This window comes from Vulcanococcus sp. DEBay_Sum22DG08_74 (assembly GCF_017852955.1).
Lineage (GTDB): Bacteria > Cyanobacteriota > Cyanobacteriia > PCC-6307 > Cyanobiaceae > Vulcanococcus.
This window is the reverse complement of record NZ_JAFMKL010000046.1, coordinates 1-12,877: the sequence shown is the minus strand read 5'-3', so window position 1 is coordinate 12,877 and position 12,877 is coordinate 1. Positions and strand designations below refer to the sequence as shown.

Sequence of the window (12,877 nt, the reverse complement as noted above, 5' to 3'; positions counted from 1 at the left end):
GGTCTTGAAAACCAGCGAAGTGAAAGCTTCCGTGGGTTCGAATCCCACCCCCTCCGCTTTTCCAACCAGCCTGAAGGACTCGCTCTTCCTGGCTGCCCAACGAGAGAAAACTCGCATCTTGCCGCCGTCACCAGGCCGTGCAAGTGAGATCAGACAATCTCAAGATTTCAGTCACGGGGGCCAACAGAGGCCGAGGCCGTGACAACCGCCGAAACCGCAACATCGGGCACACTTCTGAGCGGCCAGGCTCGCTTCGATGGTGTTCCAGCGAACACTCTCCCGTGCGCTACGAACCTGGCACCAGCGAATGCCGCGTCCTGATCAACAGCAAGGATCAGATCGAAACCATGCTCTTGACCTTGAGCAAGTTGGAGAACACCGAGGCCATTCGGGAGCAACTGCGCTCGGTCCACGCCCAACTGGAGGCGCTGCACGATCAGGTGCGTGAACAGCGCAGTTCCGTTCCTGCCTGAGCATTGCTCTAATCGAGGTAGACCTTCACCTCGGCCGCTGCCATGGCAGCTGTTCCCTCCGCCAGCCGACTGCTGATCCTGCTGAGCTTGCTCAGTGGGATCGGTGGAGCCAGCGCGGCCCAGGAGCTTGGCCTCATCCCGCAGCAACCCATCGAGCAGGCCGACAGCAGCCTGCAGCGCAATGGCTGGACGCCGCTGCGTGGACTCGCGCCAGAACCGATGGACCGGCAGCTCGCTGGCAACCGGCTCAAAAGCCTGAGTGCCTGCTCAGGGACTGGCCAGGGCTTTTGCCGCTACGACTACCAACGCGGAGCCGAAACCCTGGCGGTCATCACTGTTCCCGGTCCGGCGGCCCAAGGAGTGGTGCTGCAATGGTTTCAGGGGCGATGATGCCCCAGCGAGCGGACAGCACCTGTGTTTGAAAACGACAAGCGTCCAGCCTGGCTGAATTGGTTGTTCCTGGGGATCTTCCTGTACTCCAGCTGGCAGCTAGCTGGCTTCTGGTTCCAGCAACTGCACGGCGGTTGAGTCAGGACCGGTTCAGACGTTCGGAGACATCACCCGTGAGTTCGGGGGACTGCACGTCGAGGCGGCGCATGGCTCCGCCGCCGCCGAAGTTCAAACGCTTGAGTTCCACCCAGATCGGATAGGGGTTTCGGGCCAACTGGAAGGCGTAACTGCCTTCATCGAGGTTGGCGATGACCGTCCAGAGCGTCACCCAGCTGTCCTCCGCCTGACCGCCGGAGTAGTCCTCAGCCCCCGCCGGAACAGCGACGTTTTTCATCACGCCGTAGAGATTGGCCTCCGCCTCCGCGGCGGAGCTGGCCTTCGGCAGGGTGCTCAGGAAGGTCGAAGCCCGCACAAAGCGGGAGGCGGGATCGACATCACCAGGCAAGGGAAGGTCCCCGCCGAACGGGCGGTAACGCTTGAGATTGTTCAACTGCCAGGCCAGCGGCGGCTCATTGGTCATCACCCGCGTCTGGTTGCCCTGATGGACCACCATTCGCCCAGCGATGAACTCCACCACAGCCGAACGCCCGCTGCGGTCAGCCAAGGAGAGATGCAGCCCCCAATCGCGATCAAGAATGCGGTCCGAGACGACCTGAACCTGGGCTAACCCCGCGATCGCCTCCTCGACGGTGGCGAACTGATCCAGCACGAATTCCGCCATCCGCAGATTGGAGATAACGGGCTTGCCGCTGCTTGGCGAGCCGTAATCGCTACCCGAGAGGTAGAGGAGATTGACGTTGAGCCCCCGTTCATTCAGGCCATCGGCAAGCACCGTGCCGACACTCATCACCCCGACGCTGCCGTGCTTCACCCGCCAGCGCTTGGCGTTGGCCACCGAAGCGCTGACCAATCCACCAGCCTCCAGACCACGGGGCCGCAGCACCAGAGCCGCCTGGTCGTCGAGGTAGAGATCCATCGTCCGCCCCACAACCACGGCCTGACCGTTGCTGTTGGAGAGCACACGGCTACAGGACTGCGCGGCCTGCGGACTCAGGGCCCCCAGCAGCAGCAGCGCCAAGGGCCAAACACGGGAGGTCTTCATCGGGGCCAACCGATCGGAGCGGTCTCCACAGGATGAAGAGAACGGAGCCGGAGAACAACGCCTAACGGCGTTTAGGCGGAGCCACCACCGCCCGCACGAAGCGCACCAGTCCACCCAGCAAACACAACAGAGCCAGCAGAGCCAACCCGCCCAACAGCAGCACCCCCAGCAGTTGAAGCACCCCCATCAACAACTGAGAGAGGCCGCCAATCAGATGGGCCAGGGCCGTGCTCACGAGCAGCAGGCTGTCGAGATCAATCAGCTGCGGCAACTGGAGCAACAGCACCAGCAGGCCGACCCCGCCGGCCATCATCAAGAGCGCCTCCAGGATCAGCCGCGGACGGCGCTTGCCCTTGCGTTTGCGGAACACCGGACGCTGACGCTCTGCAGCGCCCGCTCGGCTTGCCACCACCCGCAAACGCCGTTGCCGTGTCATGACTCCAACTGGTGTCCAGCCCCGCGCATCCAGCGCTCAAATTCGATCAAGACCAACTCATTGGGGCAATCCACCAGGCTCAGGTCGCCCACCGTGCAATCCCCCTGGCCGCCGTGATGCAAAGAGATGTGGAAGTCAGGACCACTGAGACCACACACTTCCGGATCGCTGCGAACCACCACATCCAGGCTGGCGCCCAGCCGGGTGACACGACGACGCAATTCCGACCAGCTCAATGCGCTCATCGCAGTACTGCAAGTGTGGGGTGATTCAAATGGACGTCAACCGCCCTTGGCCGGCGGTGCCAGCTCGGGGGCAGTCTGCGGGGCGGGCTTCGGCGTCGGCAGCATGGCGATCAGGGCGGCGCTGATCGCGAAAGCCGCAACACCGGCCAGCGGAGCCGCAATGCGCCGCAGTAGGGGTTGGCGGTGGCGCAACTCCTTGCGAGCCAGGGGCACCAAGGGGGGGGCTTCAAACGGAAGCGCCAAACGGGCATCCAAACGGAGCTGATCGAGGCAGCGCACCAGGTCCGCGAGCTCGGCGTCATCCAACCGCAGGGTCAAGGGCGGCGTGTTGGGCTGGCTGCTGCGCAACTCCAGCTGGTGGCAGCCATCGCCTGGAGCAATCGCCACTGGGGCGTCTGCTTCCCCGAAGGCCTTGGGGACGCCACTGAGGAGATGGCGGGCGTAGGGAATCACAGCCGTGAGCAACGCCTGCAGGTGCTCGCGCTTGCCCTCCAGTTCGGTCTGGCCCGCCAGGCCCATCGTGAAGCCGGTGAGGATGCCAATGGTGCTGGAGTCCTGGCCAGCGGAGAGATCCGGCAAGCCCTCAACGATCAGGCGGCAGCTGGTCTGTTCGTAGCGCGTGGTGAGTTTCATCTCAGTGATCAAACAGCCGCATCAAGAAGGCTCGCCCGCAGGCGCTCAAAACCGCCCTCCCCAGCGCAGAGCGCCATGGATTGCACCAATTCACGGCTCAAGGCAGGACCCTCCTGGGGATCGAGCAGGCGCTGGACCCCGCCCCGCCGCGGGTTCAGGCGCTCCAGCACCAGCTCCCTCAGGCGGGAGCGAAAGAGATCCCAACGCTGGGCATTCAGATCCGGCGGCTCAGCGGAGGAGAGCAGGGTCCGCAGCATCGGGTAGAGCCGCTCGGAGAGGGCGGTGAGAATGCGAATCAAGGCATCCGTCTCCTCGGGCTTCAGCGAGGCCCGGCGGGTATTACGCCGCAGTGGATTGGTGCAGCGGCGTTTCCAGAGCTCAACGCGGTTGGGGAAGAGGTCCGTGAAACCCATCTCCTCACTCAGCCAGACCATCGCCTCACCGCCATTGAGATCCAGCGCCTCGGCGCAGAGGAGCATCAAATCCAGGCGCTCAATGCCGCGGCGGGACAACGGGGTTTGCACGCTCGCAGGGGCTTGGGCCATGGCTGCGATACTGCCAGCACTGGCGCTGATTCGTCGACCATGGGCAGCATCAATCTGCGTCAACTGGTCCGAGAGATTCCCGACTTTCCCCAGCCCGGGATCCTCTTTCGCGACATCATCCCGCTGATGCGCCAGCCGGACGCCTGGCAGGAAGTCATGCGCCAGCTCGGTGAGGTCTGCGACCGGCTTCAGCCCGATTTGATTGTTGGCATCGAATCCCGCGGCTTCATCGTCGGCACCGCCCTGGCCACCGCCAAGACCATTGGCTTCAGCCCGGTTCGCAAACCCGGCAAGTTGCCCGGTCAGGTCATCGGCGTCGACTACAGCCTCGAGTACGGCACGGACCGCCTCGAGATCGTCCCCGATGGTTTTGAGAACAACCCCCGGGTGCTGATCGTGGATGACCTGCTGGCCACCGGCGGCACTGCAGCGGCCTGCGCTGAGCTGGTTCAACAGGTGGGCGGTCAGCTGGTGGGTTTCTCCTTTGTGGTGGAACTGGCCGACCTCGGCGGTCAACGCAAACTCCCCTCAGGAGTGCCCGTGGACTCCCTGATCGTCTACTGAGGAGCTACAGATGCAGGTCCTGCCACTGCAGGACCTGATCGAGCTGCTCCAGGCTGATCAAGCCAAAGCGCCAGAGCACCACCGGCAGGGGAGCCTGCTCCAGTTGCGACTGCTTCAGCCCCAGCCCCAGGGCGTTCTCGCTTAAGCCCAGGCTGTTGCGCAGAAAGCGCAGCAGCTCCGGATGGGGGGCGGGTTGTGGCGAGGTGCAGATCACCATGCCGCCATCCTGATCAGGTCCGCCAGAGGCGGCAAGGTCCTTCGCTCATCGCCCGCAGGCTGAGCTGACGCATCCAGCCAAAGCGGCCGAGGGCCAGAAGCGCCAGACGGCGCACGGGCAGCAGCGGAGCAAACCGATTGGAGAACAGACGCACCAGGGCATCGGTGGCGAGCAGCACCAGGGCGATGTCGAGGACGCGGGAACGCCCGTAGGCCCCAGGAAGGGCGCTCGGCCGCAGACGGCCCGTGGCGCAGCGGCGGGCCAAGCGATGGAGCTGATCGACATCGCGCCAGCAGAGGTTCAGGCCCTGTCCGCCGACCGGGTGGCAGCGATGGGCCACCTCACCGATGGCAACCGTGCCGCGGCGGGCCAAGGGCCAGGCCAGCTCCAGAGCAACGGGGAAGGCCCGGGGTTGATCCAGCAGCACCTCGGCCTGCAGCTCCTCCGGCAGGGCGCCGCTGAGGGCATCGAGGAAGGCAACCGCATCGAGCTGCTCCAGCTGGCGCAGACGCGAAAGCGGCGCACTCCAAACCAGCTGGAACGCGTCTCCGCCCAAGGGAAGAACCGCAAAGGGCCCCTCCGGGCGAAACAGCTCCCAGGCCTGATCTGGGGCGGAGCCGCGCAGACGCACCTGCACCGTCAGACAGCCCTGTCGATAGGGCAGGGCCCATTGGCTAATGCCAGCAGCCTGGCGGGTGAGGGAGCGATGGCCATCGGCCGCCACCACCAAATCCACCCCCAGGGGAGAGGGCACCGGAGTCAGCCCAAGGCGCGAGTGGATCGACGTCTGGTGCTGCACCGCCCCCAGCAGCACCCCCATCAAATCTTGGTGCTGCAGGATCCAGCCCACGGGCTGATCGCCCCCAAGCCAAGGGAGATCAGCTGCTGTGAAGGGAACCTGCAGGTGCGTGGCCCGATCACAGAGTTCCAGGCGGCGAAAGGGCGCCAGGGCCGGCAGCAAGGCATCCCACAGTCCAAGCCGTTGCAACAAGCTCTGGCTGGAATGGGTCAGGGCGTAGGCCCGATTGCGTTCCCGCAATGCCGCAGCTGTGAGGGGATCGCAGAGCTCCACCTGCCAGCCCGCATCCGCCAGGGCCAAGGCGCTCAGCGTCCCGGTCGGACCGGCGCCATTCACCCGAGCGCGCAGGGTTTGGGGCGATGTGGCGCTGCGCTGGGGCACGGAAGAAACGGCACAAAAAAACCGCAGCACGATTCTGTGCTGCGGCCTCGTTGAGATGAATTAGGGAGCGATCAGCCCAGACCCAGCAGACCGTGGGTGAAGGACTCACCACCGAGGGCAATCTCAGTGGCCAGCAGGGCGATAAAGCCGAGCATGGCCATACGGCCGTTCAGCTTCTCGGCGCGGTCGTGGAAACCCCAGCCGCTCTCGACGTCCACCACTTCCATGCGGGGCTCGGTGGCGAAGGCGTTCAGACGACCGCCGTCCTCTTCGGTCACGGTGGCGCCGCGGATCACTGCGGGGGCGGAAGGATTGGCCTGGGTCATTGCGCTTCTCATCTGGACGTAACAGAACTGTAACGCAATATTGCGCGATGTAACAAGCCCCCGTTTGCCTGGCCTCAGCGCAGGCGCATCAGGCAGAGCTCCTCAAAGGCCGGACGCAGCAGAAAGGGGTACTCACCAACCCAAAGCTTCAGCTGGGGCAGCCAGGCATCACTGAGGGCACCCACCCGAGAAAAGTCCTTGCGCTCACTCAGCACCAGACAACGAACGACCGCGCCACGGCGAATCTGCTTGTGCTTTTTGTCGTAGGGGAAGCGGATGCTGCCGAGGTAACCGTCCTCGTCCTCCAGCTCCAGGCAGAGCCAGGTGCGGCGGTTCTCAACGGTTTCCAGGCGCCCTTGCTTGTCGGTGGTCTCCTGGCGGCCCTCCACCAATTCCTTGGTGTACAGGTCAGCCACCTCCCCCTCGAAGATGGCGGCAGCTGGGTAGCGGCGGAGCGTCGCGTTCTTGCGGCTGGCCTCAACGATCGGCCCCCACAGCACATAGAGAAGGAAGATGAACCCCACCAACAGCAGGATCGGTGAGGCCTGGCTGTTGATGGCCACTCCTTGGCTGATCAACAGGCTGATCACCCCGCCGATCACCGAGATAAAGACCCGCTGCAGCAGCTTCTGGGGACTGCCACTGCAGAAGTTGAACTGAGGGCCAGTGGCCACCGCGGGGATCAGACGCGGCAGCTCACCGGAGCGAAGCGGGATGAGCATGCCGACAGTGTCTGCTGCTGGAGGGATTAGAGCAAGCGCTCCAGCCCGTAAACCAGGCCATCGAGCTGCCGGACCTTGCGGGCCGTCAGCAGGACGCCGGGCATGTAGGCCGACCGATCGATCGTGTCGTGGCGCAACGTATAGGTCTCGCCGGGCGCGCCAAACATCACCTCTTGATGGGCCACCAGGCCGGGTAGACGGATGGAGTGCAGCCGCAGGCCACTCTCCCGCTGGCCGCCACGGCATCCGGCCAAGGTTTCGTGCTCCTCCACCTGAAGCGGGTTGAAGCTCTTGCCGAGCTCCTCCATGAGCTCGGCGGTTTTGATGCAGGTGCCGCTCGGTGCATCAGCCTTGCGGTTGTGGTGCAGCTCGGTGAGCTCCGCAAAGTCATAGAAGCGGGCTGCCGCGGCTGCGGCCTGCTGCAGCAGCACCATGCCCACAGAAAAGTTGGGGATGACGGCACCGCCGACGGAGGCCTTGGCGGCGAATTGGGCCAGCTCGCCCAGCTGCTCAGGGCTGAGGCCCGTGGTGCCAATCACGGGATGGACGCCGTAGGCGATGGCGGCACGGGTGTGCTCGTAAACCACTGAAGGGTGCGTGAAATCCACCAAAACCGCCCCCTGACCCGGCCCGTCATTGCGGACGGCCTGACTGGCTTGGCAGAGGGTTCCTTCGAAATCAGAGGTGATCGCGACCTCCAGTTCACCGAGGCCGAGCTCCAGACCCACATCGGCCCCTTCCTTGCCTGGGGTGGTGTCCACCGCACCCACCAATTGGCAGTCGGGCGCCGCCACGACGGTCTTGATCACCTCCGCTCCCATCCGGCCCAAGGCGCCGGCCACCACAACGGAGATGGGCTTGCTGGCGGCAGCCTGGGTCATGGGGGAGCGCAAGACAATCGCCCGAGCCTATGTCGCCCCTTAACACGAGTCGCAGAGTCCAGAGAACCCCCCGAAACTCCTGTTACAGGAGGGAAGAACCCTCGCGCAGACAGCGCACTCCTTCGTAGGCTTCTTCACATTGCTCAATCAGCGCGAATGTTCACGCAGGTCCGCTCCGCCTCCCGCCGCGTCAGCCCTGCGGAGGTGAACGGCCGTGCCGTGATGAAGGCCGTCTACGTGGTGCTGGAGCCGCAGTACCAAAACGCGCTGACCCAGGCCGCCACCTCCCTGAACGACCAGAACGGTCCCCTGGCGGTTGATCTCAGCGGCTATTTGATTGAAGAGCTGCGCGATCCCCAGAACTATGCGGACTTCTGCGCGGACATCGCTGAAGCCGACGTTTTCATCGCCTCGCTGATCTTCATTGAGGATCTGGCCCAGAAGGTCGTCGATGCCGTCGCACCGCACCGCGACCGCCTCAAGGCGGCTGTGGTCTTCCCCTCCATGCCGGAGGTGATGCGCCTGAACAAGCTGGGCAGCTTCTCCATGGCCCAGCTTGGCCAGAGCAAGTCGGCCATCGCCGGCTTCATGAAAAAGCGCAAGGAGGCCGGCGGCGCTGGCTTCCAGGACGCGATGTTGAAGCTGCTCAACACCCTCCCGACGGTGTTGAAGTACCTGCCGGTGGAGAAGGCCCAGGACGCCCGCTCCTTCATGCTCAGCTTCCAGTACTGGCTGGGCGGAACCCCGGACAATCTCCGGAACTTCCTGTTGATGCTGGCGGACAAGTACGTCTTCCCCCGCAGCAGCGACAACCGCCCCGAGATCCAGGTGGCCGACCCCGAGGTCTTCCCCGATCTGGGGATCTGGCACCCCCTGGCCCCCTCGATGTTCGAGGACCTCAAGGAGTACCTCAACTGGAATGCCAGCCGCCAGGACCTGAGCGAGAAAGCGCGCAAGGGCCCCGTCATTGGCCTGGTGCTGCAACGCAGCCACATCGTCACCGGTGATGAAGCCCACTACGTGGCGGTCATCCAGGAGATGGAGTACCGCGGCGCGACGGTCATCCCCGTCTTCTGCGGCGGCCTGGACTTCACCAAACCGGTCAACGCCTTCTTCTATGACCCGCTGAACCCCGACCAGCCCCTGGTGGACGGCGTGGTCTCCCTGACTGGTTTCGCCCTGGTGGGCGGCCCGGCCCGTCAGGACCACCCCAAGGCCATTGAGGTGCTCAAGAAGCTCAATCGCCCCTACATGGTGGCGCTGCCTTTGGTCTTCCAAACCACCCAGGAGTGGGAAGAGAGCGACCTGGGTCTGCACCCGGTTCAGGTGGCCCTGCAGATCGCCATCCCCGAACTCGATGGCGCGATCGAGCCGATCGTGCTCTCCGGCCGCGACGACGCCACCGGCAAGGCCCACACCCTGCAGGACCGGGTGGATGCCATCGCTGAGCGAGCCATCCGTTGGGCTTCCCTGCGGGTCAAGCCGCGCCCTGAGAAGAAGCTGGCGATCACCGTCTTCAGCTTCCCCCCCGACAAGGGCAACGTCGGTACGGCGGCCTACCTCGATGTCTTCGGCTCCATCCACCGCGTGATGGAGGAGATGCGCGCGAAGGGCTACGACGTCAGTGGCCTGCCCCGCACCTCCAAGGAGTTGATGGAAGCGGTGCTCCAGGACCCCGAGGCCCTCGAGGGTGCACCGGAGCTGGCCATCGCCCACCGCATGAGCGTCGAGGAGTACGAGCGCCTCACCCCCTATTCCGAACGGCTGGAGGAGAACTGGGGCAAGCCCCCCGGCAACCTCAACAGCGACGGCACCAACCTGCTGATCTTTGGTCGCCACTTCGGCAACGTCTTTGTCGGCGTTCAGCCCACCTTTGGCTACGAGGGTGATCCGATGCGGCTGCTCTACTCCCGTAGTGCCAGCCCCCACCACGGCTTTGCCGCTTACTACACCTATCTCGAGAAGGTCTGGGGCGCCGACGCCGTCCTGCACTTCGGCACCCACGGCTCCCTGGAGTTCATGCCCGGAAAGCAGATGGGCATGAGCGAGACCTGTTACCCCGACTCGCTGATCGGCGCCCTGCCGAACCTCTACTACTACGCCGCCAACAACCCCTCGGAAGCCACCATCGCCAAACGGCGCGGCTACGCCGAGACCATCTCCTACCTGACCCCCCCTGCGGAGAACGCCGGCCTCTACAAGGGCCTCAAGGAGCTGGGTGAGCTGGTGGGCTCCTACCAGCAGCTGCGCGAAAGCTCCCGGGGTATCCAAATCGTCAACGCCGTTGTCGAGACCGCCCGTCAGTGCAACCTCGACAAGGACGTCGAGCTGCCCGAGGTGGATGCCTCTGAGCTGGACCTCGACGGACGCGATGGCGTGGTTGGCGCGGTCTACCGCCAGCTGATGGAGATCGAGAGCCGTCTGCTGCCCTGCGGTCTGCACACCATCGGCAAGCCCCCCACCGCCGAGGAGGCGATCGCCACCTTGGTGAACATCGCTGCACTGGAGCGCGAGGAAGAGGGCATTCGCTCCCTGCCTGGCCTGCTGGCCGAGAGCAAGGGCCGCACGATCGCCGAGGTCTACCAGGGCAACGACGACGGTGTGCTCGCCGATGTGGAGCTCAACCGCGTCATCACCGAGACCTCCCGTGCCGCCATCGGCGCCATGGTCAAGGCCGTGACCGGCAGCGACGGGCGAGTCACCCTGCGCCGCAACTTCGACTGGTTCTTCAACCTGCTGGAGCAATTCGGCTTCAAGCTCCCCAGCCCTTGGCTGAGTGCCTGCCGCAGCGCCGGATTCCCCGACGTGGACCAGGCCGAACTCGAGACCCTGTTCAAGTACCTGCAGTTCTGCCTCGAGCAGGTCTGCGCCGACCTTGAAATGGAGAGCCTGCTGAAGGCCCTCGACGGCGAGTACGTCCTGCCAGGACCCGGCGGCGATCCGATCCGCAACCCCAATGTGCTGCCCAGCGGCAAGAACCTGCACGCCCTCGACCCCCAGGCCATTCCCACCCGGGCAGCCGTCGCGGCAGCCAAGGTGGTGGTGGATCGCCTGATCGAGCGCCAGAAGGAAGAGCAGGGCACCTGGCCCGAAACGATCGCCTGCGTGCTCTGGGGCACCGACAACATCAAGACCTACGGCGAGTCCCTGGCCCAGATCCTTTGGTTCATTGGTGCCCGTCCTGTGCCCGATTCCCTGGGCCGGGTGAACAAGCTGGAGCTGATTCCGCTGGAAGACCTGGGCCGTCCCCGCGTCGATGTGGTGGTGAACTGCAGTGGCGTCTTCCGCGACCTGTTCATCAACCAAATGGCCTTGATCGACCAGGGCGTGAAGATGGCCGCCGAGGCCGATGAGCCCCTGGAGATGAACTTCGTGCGCAAGCACGCCCAGGAGCAAGCGGAAAAAGAAGGCATCTCCCTGCGGGATGCAGCCACCCGGGTGTTCTCGAACGCCAGCGGCAGCTACAGCTCCAACGTCAACCTGGCGGTGGAGAACAGCACCTGGGAAGAGGAGAACGAGCTGCAGGAGATGTACCTCTCCCGTAAGACCTTCGCCTTCAACGCCGATAACCCCGGCGAGATGAACCAGAAGCGTGAGGTGTTCGAGTCGGTCATGAAGACCGCCGATGTCACCTTCCAGAATCTGGATTCAGCGGAGATCTCCCTGACCGATGTCAGCCACTACTTCGATAGTGACCCCACCAAGCTGATCCAAGGCCTGCGGGACGACGGCAAGGCTCCCTCGAGCTACATCGCCGACACCACCACCGCCAATGCCCAGGTCCGCTCCTTGAGCGAGACGATCCGCCTGGATTCGCGCACGAAGCTGCTCAATCCCAAGTGGTACGAGGGCATGCTCGACTCCGGCTACGAGGGCGTGCGCGAGGTGGCCAAGCGCCTCAACTTCACCCTGGGCTGGAGTGCCACCAGTGGTTCCGTTGACAACTTCGTCTACGAGGAAGCCAACGAGACCTTCATCAACGATCCCGAGATGCGCAAGCGTCTGATGGATCTCAACCCCCACAGCTTCCGCCGCATCGTCGGAACGCTGCTGGAGGTCAATGGCCGGGGTTACTGGGAGACCTCCGACGAGAACATCGAGCAACTCCAGGAGATCTACCAGCAGATCGAGGACCGCATCGAAGGCGTCACCGAGTAATCCAGACGTCCCACGGATCTCTCAATGGCTGGTGGCCTCCACCAGCCTTTTTTGTGAATACGTTGGGTGGAAAGGATACGGGAACGAATTTGAGCTCTGCAGGCGTCATGAGTTTGAAATTCATCCTCAAGGATGATCCGCTGCTCCAAAAAGAGGTGAAGCAGTGCCAGAACCCTGCAGCGATCTGCGAGATGGCAAGAAAGCTGGGGATCAAGCTGACGCAGGCTGACTTACTTCGCATCGAAGCCCAGACCACACTGTGTTTGACCGATGAAGAACTCGAACGGTGGTTTGAAACCCCATATCACGAGCGCTTCCTAATCAGCCTGGAAGTCAAGCAACTGAATTTGGCGGCGAGATAAACGGGAATCAGCCGTACTCACTGGCAACTGGAACAGGATCGAAGGGCTCTGCCATATCAGGAGGCATGAGTTCGTCAAAGGTCAGATCGAGGGCGGCGATCAGGTCAGCAGCATCGGCATTGCCCTGATCATCAATCTGGATGTCGACAGGCGAATCGGGATCGAGATCGTTGATCTGCTCAGCGAGCAAGTTGAAGACCTCCTGCTCGATCGCGCCGTACTCATCAGCGGAAAGAGCATTGGCGGTGAGGTAGTCGTTGACCGCAAGGTCTAAGCCACTGGCAAATTCCGATTGCGAGAGGTCCCCATTGCCGTCGAGGTCGCCGGCGCTGTGCATACTCTCGAGGTAGCTGCTCACCAAATCCTCGACGGAGCTGACCGCAGACGAGTCAACGGCGATGGGCTCCACCAAAGTTTCGGCCCGATCAACAGAAGCGACAGCAAAGGCCACGTCCTCCGCCAGGCCTGTGGTGCCGTCGTCATAGGTCACAGTCATCTGGCCATAAACCTGAACGTCGCCATCGGCGGCTGCATAGGAAGCGCTATCGGCGTCGTACTCCAGGGCAATGGATTCGATGCCCCA

General features: G+C 63.7%; 16 protein-coding genes. 5 read left to right on the top strand and 11 right to left on the bottom strand.

Features of this window, described 5'->3' with window-relative positions; all coding sequences use genetic code 11:
• The first annotated feature begins 281 nt into the window (after positions 1-281).
• Entirely contained in the window at positions 282-473 is a 192-nt protein-coding gene (locus QZ184_RS06760; protein WP_010317549.1) for a hypothetical protein, read from the top strand.
• A 42-nt stretch (positions 474-515) separates the two neighbouring features.
• Positions 516-863 (top strand): hypothetical protein, encoded by a 348-nt coding sequence (locus QZ184_RS06755; RefSeq protein WP_296418704.1) that lies wholly within the window; start codon positions 516-518, stop codon positions 861-863.
• Positions 864-1,002: 139 nt separating this feature from the next.
• Here the strand turns inward: QZ184_RS06755 and QZ184_RS06750 are convergent, their stop codons facing one another.
• From QZ184_RS06750 to QZ184_RS06730, 5 genes are all read right to left on the bottom strand, one after another.
• Positions 1,003-2,025: a linear amide C-N hydrolase gene (locus QZ184_RS06750; RefSeq protein ID WP_296418702.1), complete on the bottom strand. Its 1,023-nt coding sequence runs from the start codon at positions 2,023-2,025 to the stop codon at positions 1,003-1,005.
• 61 nt (positions 2,026-2,086) lie between these two features.
• Positions 2,087-2,461 (bottom strand): hypothetical protein, encoded by a 375-nt coding sequence (locus QZ184_RS06745; RefSeq protein ID WP_071777995.1) that lies wholly within the window; start codon positions 2,459-2,461, stop codon positions 2,087-2,089.
• Complete coding sequence (locus tag QZ184_RS06740) at positions 2,458-2,706, bottom strand: hypothetical protein (protein WP_247478808.1); 249 nt, start codon at positions 2,704-2,706, stop codon at positions 2,458-2,460. Before QZ184_RS06740 ends, QZ184_RS06745 begins: the two co-directional genes overlap by 4 nt.
• A 36-nt stretch (positions 2,707-2,742) precedes the next feature.
• A complete protein-coding gene (locus tag QZ184_RS06735; RefSeq protein ID WP_247478810.1) occupies positions 2,743-3,339 on the bottom strand; it encodes a DUF4335 domain-containing protein in 597 nt (198 codons plus the stop codon).
• An 8-nt stretch (positions 3,340-3,347) separates the two neighbouring features.
• Positions 3,348-3,884: a DUF3038 domain-containing protein gene (locus QZ184_RS06730; RefSeq protein ID WP_247478812.1), complete on the bottom strand. Its 537-nt coding sequence runs from the start codon at positions 3,882-3,884 to the stop codon at positions 3,348-3,350.
• A 39-nt stretch (positions 3,885-3,923) separates the two neighbouring features.
• Between QZ184_RS06730 and QZ184_RS06725 the strand changes: the two genes are divergently transcribed.
• Entirely contained in the window at positions 3,924-4,448 is a 525-nt protein-coding gene (locus QZ184_RS06725; RefSeq protein WP_010317566.1) for an adenine phosphoribosyltransferase, read from the top strand.
• Between the two features lie 4 nt (positions 4,449-4,452).
• Here QZ184_RS06725 and QZ184_RS06720 read toward each other — a convergent pair whose 3' ends face one another.
• From QZ184_RS06720 to dapB, 5 genes are all read right to left on the bottom strand, one after another.
• Positions 4,453-4,665, bottom strand: a complete 213-nt coding sequence (locus QZ184_RS06720) for a DUF2949 domain-containing protein (protein ID WP_010317567.1) — start codon at positions 4,663-4,665, stop codon at positions 4,453-4,455.
• A gap of 13 nt (positions 4,666-4,678) precedes the next feature.
• Positions 4,679-5,845, bottom strand: coding sequence for an FAD-dependent monooxygenase (locus QZ184_RS06715; protein WP_296418698.1), 1,167 nt, complete (start codon positions 5,843-5,845; stop codon positions 4,679-4,681).
• Positions 5,846-5,916: 71 nt separating this feature from the next.
• On the bottom strand, positions 5,917-6,171 hold the full coding sequence (locus QZ184_RS06710; RefSeq protein ID WP_010317569.1) for a hypothetical protein: 255 nt from the start codon (positions 6,169-6,171) through the stop codon (positions 5,917-5,919).
• A gap of 74 nt (positions 6,172-6,245) precedes the next feature.
• Positions 6,246-6,893 carry a hypothetical protein gene (locus QZ184_RS06705; RefSeq protein ID WP_296416540.1) on the bottom strand — a complete coding sequence of 216 codons (648 nt, stop codon included), beginning with the start codon at positions 6,891-6,893 and terminating at the stop codon, positions 6,246-6,248.
• A 26-nt stretch (positions 6,894-6,919) separates the two neighbouring features.
• Complete coding sequence (dapB, locus tag QZ184_RS06700; protein WP_296416541.1) at positions 6,920-7,774, bottom strand: 4-hydroxy-tetrahydrodipicolinate reductase; 855 nt, start codon at positions 7,772-7,774, stop codon at positions 6,920-6,922.
• 156 nt (positions 7,775-7,930) lie between these two features.
• On the opposite strand from dapB, the gene QZ184_RS06695 reads away from it, so the two are divergent.
• Both QZ184_RS06695 and QZ184_RS06690 read left to right on the top strand, forming a co-directional pair.
• A complete protein-coding gene (locus QZ184_RS06695) occupies positions 7,931-11,932 on the top strand; it encodes a magnesium chelatase subunit H (protein ID WP_247478820.1) in 4,002 nt (1,333 codons plus the stop codon).
• Between the two features lie 107 nt (positions 11,933-12,039).
• A complete protein-coding gene (locus QZ184_RS06690; RefSeq protein WP_296418695.1) occupies positions 12,040-12,294 on the top strand; it encodes a Nif11-like leader peptide family natural product precursor in 255 nt (84 codons plus the stop codon).
• A gap of 7 nt (positions 12,295-12,301) precedes the next feature.
• On the opposite strand, the gene QZ184_RS06685 is transcribed toward QZ184_RS06690, so the two are convergent.
• A partial coding sequence (locus tag QZ184_RS06685; RefSeq protein ID WP_296418694.1) for a hypothetical protein occupies positions 12,302-12,877 on the bottom strand: 576 nt, incomplete at its 5' end.